This is a genomic window from Pseudomonas sp. PB120, assembly GCF_009761815.1.
Classification (GTDB): domain Bacteria; phylum Pseudomonadota; class Gammaproteobacteria; order Pseudomonadales; family Pseudomonadaceae; genus Aquipseudomonas.
This window is the reverse complement of sequence record NZ_RWIN01000080.1, coordinates 46,568-64,684: the sequence shown is the minus strand read 5'-3', so window position 1 is coordinate 64,684 and position 18,117 is coordinate 46,568. Positions and strand designations below refer to the sequence as shown.

Annotated in this window: 17 protein-coding genes and 1 tRNA gene; 8 read left to right on the top strand and 10 right to left on the bottom strand. The window is 60.0% G+C overall.

The window, feature by feature from the left end; translation table 11 throughout:
* Positions 1-13: 13 nt before the first annotated feature.
* Genes EJA72_RS15555 through EJA72_RS15540 form a run of 4 tightly spaced genes read right to left on the bottom strand, consistent with a single transcriptional unit; the run spans position 14 to position 4,488 of the window.
* Positions 14-1,360, bottom strand: a complete 1,347-nt coding sequence (locus tag EJA72_RS15555) for an FAD-binding oxidoreductase (protein ID WP_157712314.1) — start codon at positions 1,358-1,360, stop codon at positions 14-16.
* Positions 1,357-2,874, bottom strand: coding sequence for an aldehyde dehydrogenase (locus tag EJA72_RS15550; protein ID WP_157712313.1), 1,518 nt, complete (start codon positions 2,872-2,874; stop codon positions 1,357-1,359). Before EJA72_RS15550 ends, EJA72_RS15555 begins: the two co-directional genes overlap by 4 nt.
* On the bottom strand, positions 2,867-3,778 hold the full coding sequence (locus EJA72_RS15545) for a dihydrodipicolinate synthase family protein (RefSeq protein ID WP_157712312.1): 912 nt from the start codon (positions 3,776-3,778) through the stop codon (positions 2,867-2,869). Before EJA72_RS15545 ends, EJA72_RS15550 begins: the two co-directional genes overlap by 8 nt.
* On the bottom strand, positions 3,775-4,488 hold the full coding sequence (locus EJA72_RS15540; protein WP_178129384.1) for a GntR family transcriptional regulator: 714 nt from the start codon (positions 4,486-4,488) through the stop codon (positions 3,775-3,777). The genes EJA72_RS15545 and EJA72_RS15540 overlap by 4 nt, the downstream gene beginning before the upstream one ends.
* A gap of 433 nt (positions 4,489-4,921) precedes the next feature.
* On the opposite strand from EJA72_RS15540, the gene EJA72_RS15535 reads away from it, so the two are divergent.
* Positions 4,922-5,830: an alpha/beta fold hydrolase gene (locus EJA72_RS15535; protein WP_157712310.1), complete on the top strand. Its 909-nt coding sequence runs from the start codon at positions 4,922-4,924 to the stop codon at positions 5,828-5,830.
* A gap of 6 nt (positions 5,831-5,836) precedes the next feature.
* On the opposite strand, the gene EJA72_RS15530 is transcribed toward EJA72_RS15535, so the two are convergent.
* Entirely contained in the window at positions 5,837-6,415 is a 579-nt protein-coding gene (locus EJA72_RS15530; RefSeq protein WP_157712309.1) for a nucleotidyltransferase family protein, read from the bottom strand.
* Between the two features lie 144 nt (positions 6,416-6,559).
* Between EJA72_RS15530 and EJA72_RS15525 the strand changes: the two genes are divergently transcribed.
* Positions 6,560-6,985, top strand: coding sequence for a hypothetical protein (locus EJA72_RS15525; protein WP_157712308.1), 426 nt, complete (start codon positions 6,560-6,562; stop codon positions 6,983-6,985).
* Between the two features lie 17 nt (positions 6,986-7,002).
* On the opposite strand, the gene EJA72_RS15520 is transcribed toward EJA72_RS15525, so the two are convergent.
* From EJA72_RS15520 to EJA72_RS15505, 4 genes are all read right to left on the bottom strand, one after another.
* Positions 7,003-7,077: transfer RNA gene (locus tag EJA72_RS15520), tRNA-Gln, on the bottom strand.
* 128 nt (positions 7,078-7,205) lie between these two features.
* Positions 7,206-8,423 (bottom strand): MFS transporter, encoded by a 1,218-nt coding sequence (locus EJA72_RS15515; protein WP_157712307.1) that lies wholly within the window; start codon positions 8,421-8,423, stop codon positions 7,206-7,208.
* Positions 8,424-8,726: 303 nt separating this feature from the next.
* Complete coding sequence (locus tag EJA72_RS15510) at positions 8,727-9,809, bottom strand: polyamine ABC transporter substrate-binding protein (RefSeq protein WP_372240710.1); 1,083 nt, start codon at positions 9,807-9,809, stop codon at positions 8,727-8,729.
* 107 nt (positions 9,810-9,916) lie between these two features.
* On the bottom strand, positions 9,917-10,729 hold the full coding sequence (locus EJA72_RS15505) for a carbon-nitrogen hydrolase family protein (protein WP_157712305.1): 813 nt from the start codon (positions 10,727-10,729) through the stop codon (positions 9,917-9,919).
* A gap of 125 nt (positions 10,730-10,854) precedes the next feature.
* Here EJA72_RS15505 and EJA72_RS15500 point away from each other — a divergent pair, with 125 nt between their 5' ends.
* Positions 10,855-11,646, top strand: a complete 792-nt coding sequence (locus EJA72_RS15500) for a LuxR C-terminal-related transcriptional regulator (protein WP_157712304.1) — start codon at positions 10,855-10,857, stop codon at positions 11,644-11,646.
* A gap of 13 nt (positions 11,647-11,659) precedes the next feature.
* Here the strand turns inward: EJA72_RS15500 and EJA72_RS15495 are convergent, their stop codons facing one another.
* Positions 11,660-12,040: a RidA family protein gene (locus EJA72_RS15495; RefSeq protein WP_010459079.1), complete on the bottom strand. Its 381-nt coding sequence runs from the start codon at positions 12,038-12,040 to the stop codon at positions 11,660-11,662.
* A 192-nt stretch (positions 12,041-12,232) separates the two neighbouring features.
* Here EJA72_RS15495 and EJA72_RS15490 point away from each other — a divergent pair, with 192 nt between their 5' ends.
* The 5 genes from EJA72_RS15490 to EJA72_RS15470 all read left to right on the top strand — a co-directional run bounded on the left by EJA72_RS15490 (position 12,233) and on the right by EJA72_RS15470 (position 17,702).
* On the top strand, positions 12,233-13,543 hold the full coding sequence (locus EJA72_RS15490; protein WP_157712303.1) for an NAD(P)/FAD-dependent oxidoreductase: 1,311 nt from the start codon (positions 12,233-12,235) through the stop codon (positions 13,541-13,543).
* Positions 13,544-13,565: 22 nt separating this feature from the next.
* Entirely contained in the window at positions 13,566-13,982 is a 417-nt protein-coding gene (locus EJA72_RS15485; RefSeq protein WP_017338215.1) for a RidA family protein, read from the top strand.
* 159 nt (positions 13,983-14,141) lie between these two features.
* Complete coding sequence (locus EJA72_RS15480) at positions 14,142-14,819, top strand: DUF1028 domain-containing protein (protein ID WP_157712302.1); 678 nt, start codon at positions 14,142-14,144, stop codon at positions 14,817-14,819.
* The gene (gene argE, locus EJA72_RS15475; RefSeq protein ID WP_157712301.1) at positions 14,816-15,964 is read left to right on the top strand and encodes an acetylornithine deacetylase; all 1,149 of its coding nucleotides are present in this window, start codon (positions 14,816-14,818) and stop codon (positions 15,962-15,964) included. Before EJA72_RS15480 ends, argE begins: the two co-directional genes overlap by 4 nt.
* Before the next feature lie 322 nt (positions 15,965-16,286).
* Complete coding sequence (locus tag EJA72_RS15470; protein ID WP_157712300.1) at positions 16,287-17,702, top strand: cytosine permease; 1,416 nt, start codon at positions 16,287-16,289, stop codon at positions 17,700-17,702.
* Positions 17,703-18,117 lie beyond the last annotated feature (415 nt).

The window sequence follows — 18,117 nt, the reverse complement described above, 5'->3', positions numbered from 1 at the left end:
TGGGTAAAACTATTCAGCCCTCTTTCCCGGCTCTCAGCGCCTGCCAACGAATAACCGAGTTGACACCCAGCATCGTCAATAACTTCGGCGGAAGCCGGCTAGGACCTGGCAGCTGACTGAAACTTTGCAACACCGGTGAATGATGGCCGCTGGCCAACTCGGCAGCCATAACGCCTGCCAATGTGCTTTTCACCGTGCCCAACCCGTTTTCGCAGCAGGCGGAATAGAGGTTTTCCTCGATTTCGCCAAAGGCCGGCGCGCTGTTACGACTCAAGCACAGCCGCCCTGCCCAACTGAATTCCAACGGGGTTGATTTCAATTCGGGAAAACGTGCATCCAGCGAATGCCGTTGTTCTTCGGCCACCGCCGCCACACGCATCGGTGTGACTTGAATGCTCGGGTCATACGTAAAGCGGGTTCGGATAACAATCCGTGAAAGTCCATTTGAAGTTATTTTTCGAAGCGTTGCCCCCATCGGGTCTGCCGGTAATAACGCCCAACGGTTTTTACCGGTGACCGGTCTTTCAAATTCATCATGACTGTAAGCAGCGGTCATGGATGCATAAGTAAAGACGTGCAACAGTCGGCCTTGAAAATGCCCAAAGTCTTCAATATGACCATTAACGGCGAGAATAACTTTAGGGGCATTAATAACGCCGCGATGTGACTTGGCTTTCCAGCTATTACCCGTCCGGGTCAACTCAATGATCGGCGAGCGCTCATACAAACTTATTTTAGAACCCAGTCCGAGTGCCAGGTCCCTGATGTATTGCGCAGGCTGAATCATCACCGCGCCTGGCGTGTACAAACCGTTGTGGTAATACGTGGAGCCGGTGATGTCTTGCATCTGCGCGGCGTCCAGCATTTCAAACTGTTCGCCGATACCCTTTAATGACTTCGCGTAGTTATCGTTGAGCTTCACGCCACGTTCGGTGGCCGCGGCGTTGATCTTGCCTGAAGGGTCGAACGTCTCCGCAGACATGCCGTATTCACGCGCGGCTTCTGCGGCAAAAGCGATGGCAAACCGATTCTGGGCAATTTCCAGTGCCGTGGCCGATTCACCGCCCACCGAATACTCCCCGGAGGACAGACTGTGCGGCACATCGATCATGAACCCCGAGTTTCTGCCAGCCGGCCCTTTGGCGATTTCATGGGCGTCCACCACCGCGATGCTGTCGCCTGGATGCAACTGGGCCAGTCTTCTCGCGGCAGAAAGGCCCGCGAATCCGGCACCGACGATCAGCCAGTCTGCCGACACGTTCCCATCAAGCAAGCGGACAGGCGCAGTGCGTGTGGAAATGGCCTCCCAACCTGAAACCCCGGTGTCGACCGGTAGGCGCTTGACGGTATGGGTGCTCATTTTTCGTTCTCTTCATCCGACCGATCAGACACGTCGATCCAGATGGTTTTGATCTCGGTATATTGATCGTGAGCGAACACCGATTTGTCCCGACCGCCAAACCCGGACGCCTTATAGCCACCGAACGGCGTGGAGGCATCGCCTTCGCCGAAACAGTTCACCGTGACAATGCCGGCGCGAATTTCACGCGACAACCGGATCGCACGGCGCAGGCTGCCGGTATAGACGGAGGCCGCCAGGCCATAGACCGTGTCATTGGCGAGGGCAATGGCCTCAGAAACCGTGCTGAAAGCAATGACCGACAGAATCGGGCCAAAGATCTCTTCCTGAAACAAGCGGTTTTCTCGATCGACACCGTCAATCACTGTTGGCTCGACGAAAACACCCCCTTCGGTACCTCCGCCGTACACCACCTGATGCTGCGAAGCGGTGGCATGCTCAAGGTACGATTTCACCTTGTCGAAATGCTCGGGGCTGACCAACGCACCGACACGGTTTTGCGGGTCCAGTGGATCGCCCATTTTCCATTCGCGGATATAGGCGCCCATGCGCTCCAGCAGCTCGTCTTTCACCGACGCGTGAACGATCAGGCGCGACGTCGCGGAGCAGTTCTCGCCCATGTTCCAGAAGGCGCCGTTGACGACATGCTGCGCGACCAGGTCCAGGTCTTGTGCATCGTCCATGACCACTGCGGGATTTTTGCCGCCGCACTCCAGCACAATGCGTTTCAGATTCGAATCGGCGGCGTAGTGCAGAAAACGCCGGCCGGTGGCCGTGGACCCGGTGAAGCTCACCATGTCTACATCGTTATGCAGGCCAATCGGCTCGCCGACGTCCTTTCCGGTACCGGTGACAATGTTGAGCACGCCGGCAGGCAAACCGGCCTCAAAGGCCAGTTGCGCCACACGCAACGTCGTTAGCGTGGTCTGCTCGGCAGGCTTGACGATCACCGAGCATCCTGCGGCGAGCGCCGGGCCGATTTTCCAGGCCAGCATCAACAACGGGAAGTTCCACGGCAGCACGCAGCCCACCACACCAATCGGCTCGCGAACCACCAGGGTCAGTGCATCACTGCCGACCGGCGCGGTGTTGTCGTAGATCTTGTCGATCAACTCGGCGTGCCAGCGCAGCGTGTGCACGGTGTCCGGCACATCGACCAACTGACATTCACTGACGGGCTTGCCGCTGTCGAGGCTCTCAAGCACGGCCAGTTCATGGCTGTGCTGTTCGAGCAGATCGGCGAACTTCAACAGCACCGTTTTGCGTTCCCGGGGAGAAATCGATCGCCAGCGCCCATCTTCAAAAGCCTCTCTGGCGCTGCTGACAGCAAGGTCGACATCTTCCGACGCACACGCGGCGACGTCGGCCAGGAACTCGCCCGTTGCCGGATTTTTCGTGGCGAAAGTGCGGCCCGAGATCGCCGGAGTGAACGTGCCGTTGATAAAGGCGTTGCACGGGAATGACAGCTCGTTGGCAATGGCGGCATATTCCGCCCTGGTCAGAAGATCACCCATGGCTGGCTCCTGATGTGATGCGGGCAACGTCGCGCTTCACATTGGCAATGATGGTTTGAAGGCTTTGCTTTTCCTGCGCATCGAGCGGTTGCAGCGGCAGCCGCACGTTTCCGACTGGCAGGCCGGACGCTTCACAACCGTATTTGATCGATTGCACGAACTTGCCGCCGTCCAGGGCATTCATCAGCGGCATCATCGCCGACATGATCTGGCGCCCCTTGTCGAAGTCCTTTTCAACCGCGCACGCTTGATACAGTGCGACGTGTTCGGTGGGCAGGAAGTTGGAGCCGGCACACACCCAGCTTCTGGCGCCCCAGGCAAAAAACTCGAGTGCCTGGTCATCCCAGCCGCAGGACAGCGCGATGTTGGGGAATTCACGGGCCAGAAGGTGAACGCGGCCCATGTCGCCGGAGCTTTCCTTGATAGCCACGACATTTTTCGATGCGCTGACACGGCGCAGGTAATCCTCATCCATCGAAACGCACATGCGGCCCGGGTAGTTGTAAAGCATGATCGGCAGGTCCACGGCACGATCGATGGTCAACGCGTGGATCGCGTTTTCCTCAGACGTTGGCAACGCATATGGCGGGCTGGTGACGAGAATGGCGTCCGCCTTGATCGCCTTTGCATCCTTGGCGTACTGCACCGCGTCTTCGGTACGAATCGCCCCGGTGCTGATGATCAGTTGCACCCGGGTGCCGATGACGTCTTTTGCGTAGGCGGCAAGCTCGGCCCGCTCTTCGGAGGTCTGCGCATAATATTCGCCGGTCGACCCGCCAATGATGATGCCGTGGACTTTCGCCTCGATCAGCGACTCCAGGACGTCGGAGTACACGCTCCAGTCAATTTCCCCATCCGGTTTGTGAGGTGTCACTGCGGGTGTGTAGATGCCTTCGAATTTCAAGATGATTTCTCCGAAAGAGAATGACGTGGAAGATCAACGAGCGCGTCCGCCTGGATGCCTTGGGGCGCGATAAAAATTTCCATGTTTTCCCGGGACAGTTCCCAGTGTTCGAACACAAGGTCGACCACCGCGCCTTCGTCGCGCCGTTCAATGGCTTCGATGAACAAATCGTGATGGCTGGCCGACAGATCGAGGCGTTGTTCCATGTCTTCGTTCTGAGGCCGGAAAAACGTGTTGCCGATCCGCGAGTGATCGATCAGCAGGCGTTCGAGGCTGGGCTGCAGGTATTGGTTGCCGGCCATTTCGCCCATGATTGCGTGGAAGCGATTGTTTTCGACCACCATCGCCAGCGCATCTCGTGAGAGGGTGGCGTTGCGAAAACGGAATTGGGTGTCCTTCAAATCGATCAGCTGACGCTGTTTGAAGTTTTGCACCGCCAGACGGCCGATGGCGGCGTACATCATGGGTGCAACCAGAAAGAAGTTGCGCAGCGTCGAGTGGTTCATCGGGATGACCCGGGCGCCGCGATTTTCCCGGATGTCGATATACCCTTCTCCGGCCAGGCGGCGAAACACTTCCCGGACGGGCGTTCGGGACAAGCCATATCGCTCGCTGAGAATCGCCTCATCCAGCGCTTCGTCCGGGTCCAGTTCCATCGTCAGAATCTGACGTTTCAAGTCTTCGTAAAGATTGGTTTTGCCGTTTTTCACAACGACCTCCGGGGTCATTTCGCCGTTGGTTGCGGGTGGCTGATGGGGTCAGACTCGCATGCGTTTCTGGGGCGGTCAATACATTGTATTTTCTGTGTATACATCGAAAACACATTAAATATTCACGAGAATTTAATAAAAATCGTTTGATTTCACTGGGTTAAAAATGGAGGGCTAAACAAGGGCTGTCGCTAACAGAAAAGAAGGTGGTCGCTTTTGTGATAGACCATTCGCTCATAACCTTTATTGCCAAGCGCACCCGTGTTTTGGCCGGTTGGTCCAACGCGACACGCCGTGGAGCGTTTGCGACAGGCGAGAGAAAAAAGGCAAAAAGCGAGCGCGACTGAAAAAGAGCCGAATGAGCGAAAAGTCAGGCGGGGCGCTTCGGAATGCGGTCTACGCTCCACCCATCCATCCCTCTGGAGACACCCCGATGATCCGTGCCCTGTTGACCGCTTCCGCACTGCTTGCCTTGAGCCTCCCGGCCCATGCCGACGTGACACCCTTCCCCGCCTCGTTCCACACAAAAGACATCGCGGTCGACGGCGCGAAAATTCACGTGCGCATCGGCGGTAAGGGACCAGCCGTGGTGCTGCTGCACGGTTTCGGCGATACCGGTGACATGTGGGCGCCACTGGCCGCCGACCTGGCCAAGGACCACACCGTGGTGGTGCCGGACCTGCGCGGCATGGGTTTGTCGTCGATTCCGGACGGCGGCTACGACAAGAAAACCCAGGCGGGCGATGTCCGTGCGGTGCTGGCCTCTCTGGGTATTGAGCATTCGGTGGTCATCGGCCACGACATCGGCACCATGGTCGCCTTCGCGTACGCTTCGCGTTATCCGCAGCAAACCGATCGGTTGGTGGTGATGGATGCACCGGTACCGGGGATTCCGCCGTGGAACGACATCGTCCGCTCACCGATGCTCTGGCACTTCGACTTTGGCGGCCCGGATGCCGAGCGCCTGGTCGCCGGACGGGAGCGCATCTACCTGGACCGCTTCTGGAACGAGTTCGCCGGCGACCCGAAGAAGGTCGATGAAGCCACTCGCAAGCATTACGCCAAACTCTACGCCCGCCCTGGCGCCATGCATGCGGCCTTCGCCCAGTTCCGCAGCATTCGCCAGGACGCGGTGGACAACGAAGCGTCGATGAAAACGCGGCTGACGATGCCGGTGCTGGCGGTCGGGGGTGAAAAGTCCTTCGGCAACAACGAGGCTATCGTGATGCGCAACGCCGCGGACAACGTCACGGAAGTGGTGATTCCCGGGGCGGGTCACTGGCTGATGGAAGAAGCGCCGACGCAGACCACCCAGGCTATTCGCGACTTTATTGCGCAGTGATGCCGGTTAGTCAGACCCGACCCCGTCCGGGTACACGATCCTGAGCCAAGGCCAGCGCGCCTGATAGCTTTTGGCCTTTTGTTCAAACAAGTCGGGTTGGGGGTGTATCGGGTTGATCCGAAGCATCCCCTGCTCGATGTCTTCCAGGCCATAAGGCGCATAAACTTCATCGGTTTCGACGTCCAGGCCGATGCACGTACCCGCAATCAAATATCGATCGATCCCGTCTTTCGACGACTGCAGCTGAGGGTAGGCACTGCCGAAACGCTGGCTGTACCAAAGGTGCACGCGGGCCTGATTCTTGAGTTCGATATTAACGTTCAGGTCACGGAACAAGTGCCGCGCCGCGTCGATCACCTCGTTCTCGGCTTCCCAGGACTGGTCCGTATCGAAGTAGAAAACGTCGTAATCCTTGATGCCCCAATCGGGTGGCAGCTGCGCCTGATGATTCCACACCGCCTGGAACAGACATCCGGCCGTGAGCATGCATTGGCTGAGGCCGAGTGACGGCAAGCGCGCGGCAATTTGAGCGTTGACGGGATTGGTCATAGCGATGTTGAGCAGGGTGTCGACAGTCATTGTCATGTTCAGTCCTTGTTGAGCCAGAGCGATGTGGCGACGCGAGCATACCACTGAGCCCTTCAATTGAACCCCGGAACGCCCTGGGCATTCGAATCTCTATCAGCGCTGAGTGTGATCAAACGCAGCGCCATTGGAGAGGACATCCCGATGAACAGCAAATACCTGCTTCTGATCGCCTGCCTGAGTCCGGCCCTGGCCTTTGCCGAAGGCTGTGACGTGCTGACCCGCTCGCAAAGCCCTTCCGTGCCCGCGGTCGAGTCCCATAGCTGCTATGAGTACGAAGGCATGCCGGTGGGTTCCATCGATTGGTCGTGCAGCAACGAGAGCAAGGAAATGCTGAGCAGCACCAAGAAAAAAGTGGATGCGTGTGCGGACCATTATCAGGCGACCTGCATCGCGACCCTGACGCAAGAGTCGCTGGCCAACCCGCACTCCACCAGCAAAGACAAGAATGCGACGTCGCTCAATATTCCCGATAACGCTCAGGCCACGACGTATTACTACGACGCCGAGCATTTAGGTCAGGCAAAGATAGATTGCGAATCGGGGGGTGGGCACTGGAAAACGAAGTAACGCGGGGAAAAGGAGAATGGCAGGGGCGGCTGGATTCGAACCAACGCATGGCAGGATCAAAACCTGCTGCCTTACCGCTTGGCGACGCCCCTGTATCTGCGCGGAAATTTATCAATTTTCTTTTGATCCGGGAAGCCCTTCTGCAAAATATATTTCCATATAAAACAGCCACTTATCATAAATTACCACTTGACATAACGTTCACCACCCCGGCCTTGCATCAGCGATGGACGCGATCCAGCCCTCGCTGCACGCACCAGGACAACGGCAATGTCAGCAACAGAATGGCTGCCAGCGTCATCATCGCGACCGGTATTCCAGTGACATCGCCCAAGCGTCCAAACACCACGGGGGCCAGCGCGCCGCCACCGATGGTACCGGTGTAGAACAGCGCGAAGGCGTGTTCGCGTTTTTCTGCGCTCGACAGTTCAGGCACCACACCGTAGAGCACGGACGATGTGCCATTCAGCGCCAGTCCCAACAGCGGCAACATCACCATCATGCCGGCCAAGGGTAAATACAGGGCGAGAATGATCAGCAGCGCGGTCATGGACTCCGTCAGCCACACCGTTTTCATCATGCCGAAACGTGCGCCCAGGTAACCGCAAAGCAACTTGCCGAAAGCCCCGCCGACGAACAACAGCGCCAACGCGAGTCCGATCCCCGCCGTGCCGGCGCCTTTGCTCGTCAACACAAAGGGCAGGAAGGTCAGAAAGCCCATCCGCACCGCGCTGTCGACGATGCCGGTCAGCAACAGCGCGCGCAGACCGCTGACAGAACCCTGGCCGGCGGGCGCCCTGGCGGCTGTCTTCAACCTGACGGCCGTGGCACGGCTCGATGAGATCAACCACCACAGCATGCCTGCCGCCACCAGCCCCAGCACACCCATCAGCGTGACGCTGGTGCGCCAGGTGACGACGGTCAGCAATACGCCGACCAACGCCGGTATCAGCATCTTGCCGATGTCGCCGGAGAAGTTGTATTGCGACAGCGCCTCCTTGACCCCGCCGCCCGCTTCATAGGTATCGCTGACCATCGACGACGCCAACGGGTGCTGGGTGCTGGCGCCCAATCCGCCGAGCATCAACGCCAACAGCAGCAGCGGCAGCCCGTCGGCCAGGCCCACACACAGGTAAGCCAGACCGGCCAGCGCCGTGCCGCCCACCAACAGGCGCGTGCGTCCCCAGCGTTTGGCCGCGCGGCTCGCCAATAGTTGAAAGGAGGCCATCGTCCCCGAATAGGCGCCGCGCAGCAGCCCGACTTGCGCGAGGCTGAGGCCGAATTGCAGCTGCCAGATCGGTAACAGCACATAGATGACATCGGTGAGGCCGTCGTGCACGGCGTGCGCACTGCACGCCGCCCATAACGTTCGTCGACGCACGGACGTATCGGCAGTTGGCGACTCGGTTAAGGCAATGTCTTCGTTCAGGGCAGTCATCGTTTCGGGCTTCAATGAGGGCCGCCCAAGAATGAATCATTTTGATACAGACGGACAACTGAAAAGCCCGGTTCATTCGGCGCAATGCCGTTGAGCTAAGCAAATCTGGAAGCCTTCGAAATCTCTGTGGCGAGGGAGCTTGCTCCCGCTGGGTCGCGAAGCGGCCCCCTTTTCCCTCAAAAGATGGGGCCTGCTGCGCAGTCCAGCGGGAGCAAGCTCCCTCGCCACAATGGGGGGTTTGCTTGAAAAACCCGCTTAAGTGAACACGGGGTTTCGGCGCAGGATTGCGCCATCAACCGCATTTCAAACGCCGCTTTTCACCTTGCTCCAGACCCGCGTGCGTATACGTTCGGTCTTGAGCGGCAACGGCTGCCCGGGAAACAGCGTGGCCATGGTGGCGGTCGACGGATAGGCGCCAGGATTTTCTCGCAGCGACTGATCAACATACGGCGTCGCGGCTTTGTTGCCGTTGGGGTAACCCAGGTAGTTGGAGCTTTTGGCGATGACCTCGGGGCGCATCATGTAGTTGATGAAACTCAGGCCCTGCTGCGGATGCGGAGCGTCCTTGAGCAACACCAGGCTTTCCACCCACACCGACGAACCCTCGTGCGGGATGTTGTAGGCCAGCTTGCGCCCGTTATGCGCACGTTCGGCATTCACCTTCGCGTCGAAGACACCGCCAGCCCAGGCCACCACCGCGCAGATATTGCCGTTGGCCAGGTCGGTGATGAACTTGGAGGAATCGAAATACGTGATGTACGGACGGATTTTGAGCAGCAGCGCTTCCGCCTTGCGATAGTCATCCGGGTTTTGGCTGTCGGGCGGCAGGCCGAGGTAATGCAGGGCAATCGGGATGATTTCGCCGGGTGAATCGAGCATTGCGACGCCGCACTGGCTGAGTTTGGCGATGTTCTCTTCCTTGAAGATCAGGTCCCATGAATTCACCGGCGCGTCCGCCCCCATGACCTGGGCGACCTTGTCCACGTCATAACCGATGCCCGTGGTGCCCCACATGTACGGCACCGCGTAGCGATTGTCGGGATCGTTGACCCCCATCTTGGCGAGCACTTCCGGATCAAGATTGGACCAGTTGCCCAGTTGCCCGCGATCCAGCTCCTGAAGCACACCAGCCTTGATCAGGTTGGGCAGCACGTCGGACGTCACGACGGCCACGTCATACCCCGTGTGGCCGACCATCAACTTGCTTTGCATGACCTCGGAGTTGTCAAACGTATCGAGCACCATGGAGATGCCGGTTTCACTCTGGAACTCTTTCGGCGCCTCGGGCGCAATGAAGTCATACCAGTTGTAGAGGCGCACGCTGGGGCTTTCCGCCCAACTGGTGCCCACGCCAAGGCCCAACAGTAAATAAACACCAACGTGCATCAAACGCTTGAATCGCATAGGGAGCTCCTGGCTGACCGGCCGTGCAAAAGGGCTGAATCAGCAACCGTATTGTTCTTATGGATGAGTCTCGGAACGCAGTCCGCCGATCAGGGAATCAGTAATTCACGACGGCCATCAGGGTGTTCGATGAGCGCCCCCGGCAGCGTGAAACGCTTGTCCACGCGATAGTCATAAAGCGCTCGTGCCGGCGCGATCCGGGTCATATCCAGCTCAACGACATGGCGACATTCCTGCGAGCCGGCTTCAAACAGTCGCCTGCCAAAGGGGTCCACCACGGTGCTGCCCCCGGCGTAGGTTTCGCCATCGCCCTCGCCGACCCGATTCACCATGGCGGCGAACACCTGGTTTTCCTGAGCCCTGGCTGCCACCGCCGTATGGTGCAAGTGGCCGTAAGGTTCCATGTTGCCGTCGCTGATCAGGATCAGTTCTGCGCCCAGCGCCGCCAGCGCCCGGGCGCTTTCCGGGAACTCAATGTCGTAGCAAATCAGCAGCCCGATGCGCACACCTCGCCATTGCACGGTGGCGTAGCGATCACCCGGCAACACCAGGCCCGGCTCGGACACCCACAGGTGCGTCTTGCGATAACTCAGGGCAACACCTTCGGGGGTGATCAGCAACAGGGTGTTGTAGAACTGCCCGCCATCGCTCTCGATCAAACCAATGACGACCGCAACATCGCGCTCACGAGCGGCGCGGCTGATCGCCTGCACGCTGGGCCCCTGCAGCGGCTCGGCCAGCCGGGCAATGTTGTCGTGGTTGAGAAAACCGGTGATGTGCGACTCGGGGAACATCACGATATCGGTGCCGGGCCCACAGTCGGCAATGGCGTCCAGTGTGCGTTGCAGGTTGTAAGCGACATCGCCATCGCGACCCGCCATCTGTACGAGTTCAAGTTTCATTGTCAGACCTTGTTGTAAGTAGTGTCCCGGCCAGGAAACAGATGACTTTTGCAAAAGGCCAAGCAAGTATGCGTGTCGTGTAAAAAATTCCTATCACGTCGAGTGAGTAACCCCAGGGGGTAGAAATGGCAGTAACCCTTCAGGAGATGGCCTGGCACCGATCGGTCGGCCAGTTGGTCGAGCAGTTGGATCAACCGGGGTTCTGGCGTGTATTGAGTCGAATGCTGGATGACTACATGCCGCTCGACAGCTGGGTGGCGCTGCTGTTCAGCGAAGGTCGGCCACACGTCTTCGCCGAATGCCCGTACGAGGGCGATGGGCCCGATCCGCTGTTCCATGACTACATCAACGGCTTGTATGCGCTGGACCCGTTCTACATCGCCAACCGCGAAAACCCGCAGAGCGGCCTGTTTAGATTGGCGGATGTCGCCCCCGAGCGCTTCACCCAGACCGAGTATTACCAGCGTTATTTCACCCACAACGTGGTGGAAGATGAAGTCCAGTTCAACGTCAAACTGGATGACGCGCGCACGCTGTGCCTGTCGCTGGGCCGCAAGACGCGATTTACGCCGGAGCAGATTTCACTGCTGGAGCTGGCCCGGCCCTGGGTCTTGGGCTTGATGCGGCAGCGCCTGTTCTTCGAGGACACGGCAACGCAGCCGTTGCCTGTGCAAACACCCGCCTGGCGCGGTGATCTGGAACGTGCGGTGGAACGCCTGGGAACACCGCTGACCGCCCGGGAACTGGACGTGATCCGGTTGATTCTCAGCGGCTGTTCCAACAAGGAAGTCGCCGGCAAACTGGCCATTTCAGCCGAGACGGTGAAAGTCCATCGCCGGCATATCTACACAAAGCTGAACATCAAATCACCGCAAGAGTTGTTCTCACTCTTTTTCAACGCTCAGGCTGATCGATGACCGGGCTGCACGTTCAGGCCTTGGCGGCCATCGCCGTCACTTCCACGCGCATGCCTTCCACCGCCAACGCAGCGACGCCCACCGCCGCGCGAACCGGCCATGGTTTGGCGAAGAAGCGCTTGTAGACCTCGTTGAACGCGGCACGATCGGCCATGTCGGTGAGGTAGATGGTCAGGTGCAGGACGCGGTCCATGGAGCTGCCCGCGCGTTCCAGTGCAACCTTCAATGCCTGCAAGGTGCATTCGCTTTGCAGGGTGATGTCGCCCAGTTCCAGGCTCCCGTCGGCGCGGGTCGGGATCTGGGTCGAGACCAGCATGCCGCCGAAACCGGCGACGTCGGAAGAAATCGAATCCGCATCCGGATCGGGGGTGAAGGTGATGTCTTGGTTGGCCATGGGGATCTCTTGTTCGAGGTGATTAAGAAGGCGGCCAGTTTACAGCCCTGCTGAATCAAACGCTCTGCATCAGTTATTTATACTCAAATGCCAGCTTAATAATATTTTACCGATACCAGGGTCATCCCTAGTCTTGAGCCCAAGAAATGGCAGGCCGTACGCGACCTGACTCCAACGTCGAAGGGTATTGAGATGACCACTGAAAAAATAAAAACAGATACGCTGATTGTTGGCGCCGGTCAGGCTGGCGTGGCCATGAGTGAACACCTGAGCAAACTCGGCGTGCCGCACCTGGTGCTGGAGCGCAACCGTGTTGCAGAGCGCTGGCGCACCGGGCGTTGGGATTCGCTGGTTGCCAATGGCCCGGCCTGGCACGACCGCTTTCCCGGCCTGGATTTTGACGACCTCGGCCCCGACGAGTTTGCCCCGAAAGAGCGTGTCGCAGATTACTTCGAAGCCTATGCCAAAAAATTCAACGCGCCGATCCGCACCGGCGTGGATGTACTGAAAGTCGAGCGCAACGTCGGACGCCCCGGCTTCACCGTTGAAACTTCTGAAGGCGTGATCGAAGCCAATCGCGTGGTGGCGGCCACCGGGCCTTTCCAGCGTCCGGTCATCCCGCCGATTGCACCGCAAAACCAAGCGTTTCTGCAGATCCACTCCGCCGACTATCGCAACCCGGCGCAACTGCCCGAAGGCGCGGTGCTGGTGGTGGGCGCCGGTTCGTCCGGCGTGCAGATTGCGGACGAATTGCAGCGGGCGGGCAAGAAGGTCTACCTCTCCGTCGGCGCCCACGACCGCCCGCCTCGCGCTTATCGCAACCGTGATTTCTGCTGGTGGCTGGGCGTGCTCGGCGAGTGGGATCAAGCGGCGATGAAACCAGGGCGCGAGCACGTCACCATCGCGGTGAGCGGTGCGCATGGCGGCCGCACGGTGGACTTCCGTGGGCTGGCTCATCGCGGCATGACGCTGGTCGGCCTGACCCAGGCGTTCAACGGCAGCGTGGCGACGTTCCAGCCCAACCTGGCCGAGAACCTGGCGCGGGGCGACGAGAATTACCTGGCGCTGCTGAATGCCGCCGATGCCTACATCGAACGCAATGGCCTGGACCTGCCGGAAGAACCGGAAGCCCGCCACACCTTCGCCGATCCGGAGTGCGTGACCAACCCGATTCTGGAACTGGACCTGGCCAAGGCCGGCGTGACGTCGATCATCTGGGCCACCGGTTTTGCCACGGATTACAGCTGGCTGCAGGTGAACGCCTTTGACGACAAGGGCAAGCCGCAGCACCAGCGCGGTGTGTCGAGCGAGCCGGGGGTGTATTTCCTCGGGTTGCCCTGGCAGTCCCGTCGCGGGTCTTCGTTCATCTGGGGTGTCTGGCACGACGCCAAATACGTGGCGGATCACATCGCCATCCAGCGCTCTTACCTCGATTACCACGATGCGGCGCAGCGCGAGGCCGAAGTCGCCCCGGTCGCCCTTAAAACCCCGGTCAGTGCTTGATTTTTTCTTTCAGGAGCTTCAGATGTCCACGCCAACCCATACCCGTATTCGCATGTTCAACACCAAGGAAACCTACCCGAACCAGAGCCTGGACAATGACCTGTGCCAGGCGGTCCGCGCCGGTAACACGGTCTATGTTCGCGGCCAGGTCGGGACTGATTTCGAAGGCCGACTGGTGGGCCTGGGGGACCCGCGCGCGCAGGCCGAGCAAGCCATGCGCAACGTCAAGCAGTTGCTGGAAGAGGCTGGCAGTGACTTGAGCCACATCGTCAAGACCACCACTTACCTGATTGATCCGCGGTATCGCGAACCGGTGTATCAGGAAGTGGGCAAGTGGCTCAAAGGCGTGTTTCCGATTTCGACCGGGCTGGTGGTGTCGGCACTGGGTCAGCCGCAGTGGTTGATGGAGATTGATGTGATTGCGGTGATTCCGGAGTAGACCGCGTCGCGGCCATCGCGAGCAGGCTCGCTCCCACAGGGGATCTTCAGCAAACACAACATTTGTGAGCTACCTGGATCCCAATGTGGGAGCGAGCCTGCTCGCGATGAGGCCCGCCCAAACACCCCACTAGCCAAGGCACACCAAGGAGCAAAACCCATGACCTTTTCCATCGCCGCCCGTTGCCCCGAAACCGGTCAGTTCGGCATCGCCATCAGCTCCTCCAGCATCGCCGTCGGCGCTCGCTGCCCCTGGTTGCTGCCGGGTGTCGGTGCCGTGTCCACGCAAAACATCACCCTGCCCTCCCTCGGTCCGGACGTCCTCGCCCTCATGGAGCAAGGCCTCGCGCCCGCCGAGGCGCTGGACAAGGTGCTGACCCGCAACGGTTACAGCCAGTACCGCCAGATCACCGCCATCGACCACCTCGGCCAGACCGCCCACTTCAGCGGCGCGCAAACCCTGGGCAATCACAATGCCGTCTCCGGTGAACAATGCGTCGCCGCCGGCAACATGCTTGCGGACCGTGGCGTGATCGAGGCCATGGTCGAAGCGTTCGAGCACGGCGAAGGCCAACTGGCCGACCGCTTGCTGGCCGCAATGAAAGCCGCCATGGCTGCTGGTGGCGAAGCAGGCCCGGTGCATTCGGCGGCGATGGTGGTGGTCGGCGAACTGACCTGGCCCATCATCAACCTGCGGGTCGACTGGGCGGACGAAGACCCGATCGGCCAGCTGGAAAAACTCTGGGACGCCTACCGTCCGCAAGTCCAGGATTACATCGACCGCGCCCTCGCCCCCGACAAATCCCCGGGCTACGGCGTCGCCGGAGACGACCGATGAGCACCAGCCGCGACTTGCTGCAAAAGCTGGTGGCGTTCGACACCACGAGCCGCGAATCGAATCTGCAGCTCATCGAGTTTGTGCGCGACTACCTCGCGAGTTACGACGTGCCGTGCGAGTTGATCTACAACGAACCGCGCAGCAAGGCCAATCTGTTCGCCACCGTGGGCCCGGCCGGATTGCCGGGCATCGTCCTGTCGGGGCACACCGACGTGGTACCCGTCGACGGCCAGCCGTGGACGGTGCCGCCATTCGAACTCACCGAGCGCGACGGCCAGTTGTATGGGCGCGGTACGGCGGACATGAAGGGTTATATCGCTTGCGTGCTCGCGCTGGTTCCGTCCTTGGTCAACGCGCAGCTGCGCATGCCGGTGCACATCGCGCTGTCCTACGATGAAGAAGTCGGTTGCCTCGGCGTGCGCTCGCTGCTGGCGGAGCTGGAGCGGCGCCCGGTCAAACCGAAGCTGTGCATCATCGGCGAGCCGACCGAGCTGAAACCGGTGCTCGGGCATAAAGGCAAGCTGGCGATGCGATGCGATGTTCATGGGGAGGCGTGTCATTCGGCGTACGCGCCGCTGGGGGTCAACGCGATTGAATACGCAGCGGAGCTGATTGGCGAACTGGGGCGGATTGGTCATCGATTGAAAGCGCCTGAACATCACGATACGCGCTTCGATCCGCCGTTCAGCACCGTGCAAACCGGTGTGATTGCCGGCGGCAAAGCCCTCAACATCGTGCCCGCCGATTGCCGCTTCGATTTCGAAATCCGCGCGTTGCCTTCGCATGATCCGAGTGAGGTTGCGCAGGAACTGAAGGCATACGCTGAGCAGCAAGTGTTGCCGCGAATGCGGGCGGTCAGTGCACAGAGCGAGATTCGCTTCAGCGAGTTGTCGGCCTACCCTGGCCTTGCGACGGATGCGCAGAGTGAAGCCGCTGAATTGATCGCGGCATGCTGCGGCTCCAGGGAATTCGGCACGGTGGCGTTTGGTACCGAGGGTGGCCTGTTCGATGCGGCTGGCATTCCCACTGTAGTCTGCGGCCCCGGCAGCATGGACCAGGGACACAAACCCGACGAATTTGTCAGCGTCGAACAGCTCGCGGCGTGCGATGCGATGCTTCAACGGATGCTGCTGTCGATCAGCTAACCACCCTCAAAATCTGCACACGATTCTGTGGCGAGGGAGCTTGCTCCCGCTAGAGTGCGCAGCACTCACAAAACTGTCAGTTGCCCCCTGTTTTGGGGCCGCTGCGCAGCCCAGCGCGAGCAAGCTCGCTCGCCACAGGACCGCGTTCGCCCGCAATAAAACTCGTTCCACAGACCCACTTTTTTTAACGTCTATACCAACAAACTTACTAATTTATCTCTCTTCCCCCACGCCACATCATCGACTCCAACAAGAAAAGCGTCGCCCCCGTGCAGCGCTCACCGAAGTACGTCCACGTACTCAAATTGCCTTGGAGTCCGTCATGGTTACCGCAGCAACAACCTCCGCCCCGCTCATTGAAAAACACACCATCGGCTACGTGCCGCCCGAAGATCGTCACGGCAAGACACGCGACCTGTTCACCCTCTGGTTCGGCGGCAACATCGCCCCGCTGCCCATCGTCACCGGCGCCCTCGGCGTACAGATGTTCCACCTCAACCTGGTGTGGGGCATCGTCGCCATCCTCGTCGGCCACCTGGTCGGCGGCGTGCTGATGGCGCTGCACTCGGCGCAAGGTCCACAGATGGGCATCCCGCAAATGATCCAGAGCCGCGCCCAGTTCGGCTCCCTCGGCGCCCTGCTGGTGGTGCTGATCGCCGGCATCATGTACATCGGCTTCTTCGCCTCCAACATCGTCCTCGCCGGCAAGTCCCTGCACGGCGTGGTCGACAGCGTGCCGGTACCGGTCGGCATCGTCATCGGCGCGCTCGGGTCGGGCATCATCGGCATCATCGGCTACCGCTTCATCCATGTGCTCAACCGCATCGGCACCTGGGTGCTCGGCGCCGGCATCGTGCTCGGCTTCGGCTACATCTTCACCCACGTGCAGACGGCCGACTTCCTCACCCGCGGCAGCTTCAACATCTCCGGCTGGCTCGCCACCGTGTCCCTCGCCGCGCTCTGGCAAATCGCGTTCGCGCCGTACGTGTCCGACTACTCGCGCTACCTGCCGGCCAACGTGCCCGTCGCCGCGACCTTCTGGACCACTTACCTGGGCACCGTGCTCGGCTCCAGCCTGTCGTTCATCTTCGGCGCCGTCGCCGTCCTCGCCACGCCCGTCGGCATGGACACCATGGACGCCGTCAAACTCGCCACCGGCTCCATCGGCCCGTTGATGCTCGTGCTGTTCCTGCTCAGCGTCATCAGCCACAACGCCCTCAACCTCTACGGCGCCGTGCTGTCGCTGATCACCCTGGTGCAAACCTTCGCCTACCGCTGGATCCCGACCGCCAAAAGCCGCGCCGTGCTCTCCGTCCTCGTCCTCGCCGCCTGCTGCTTCGCCGCCGTCGGCGCCTCCGCCAATTTCATCGGCCACTTCGTCGACATGGTCCTGGTGCTGCTCGTGGTGCTGGTGCCGTGGACCGCGATCAACCTGATCGACTTCTACGCGATTCACAAAGGCAAGTACGACATCGGCTCGATCTTCAAGGTCGATGGCGGGATCTACGGCCGATATAACCCGCAGGCGCTGCTGGCCTACGCGATCGGCATCGTGGTGCAGATTCCGTTCATGAACACGCCGCTGTACGTCGGCCCGATCTCCGAACACATCAACGGCGCTGACCTGTCCTGGCTGGTCGGCCTGCTGATCACCTCCCCGCTCTACTACTGGCTGGCCAACCGCGACACCGCGTACAAACGCAAGTTGTCGAGCGGAAAACTGGCTAACGCCCTGTAACCTGTGGGAAACGGGCTTGCCCGCGAAGAGGCCCTGACAGTCAAAGCAGATCCACTGTCAGGGCCCACTATCTCGACCACCCAAAATTTAATGCCCCCCACCACCACTCGACTCTCAACCCAACGTCCGAAAATCTCGTAGGAATTCACCCTTTGTGGTGAGGGAGCTTGCTCCCGCCAAGCGGCGAAGGCGCCCCAACACAACCCATATTTTTAAACATAACCCCGCACCCTGTAGCAGCTGGCGCAGCCTGCGTTCGGCTGCGCAGCGGCCGTAAATCCAGCGTGCAAGGCACATCTGACACACCGCGAATTCTGATTCTGCGACTGCTACGCAGTCGAACGCAGGCTTCGCCAGCTGCTACAAAAACCAGCAGGCGTCCTACACACCCGTTTGCAGACACCAAAATCGCCGC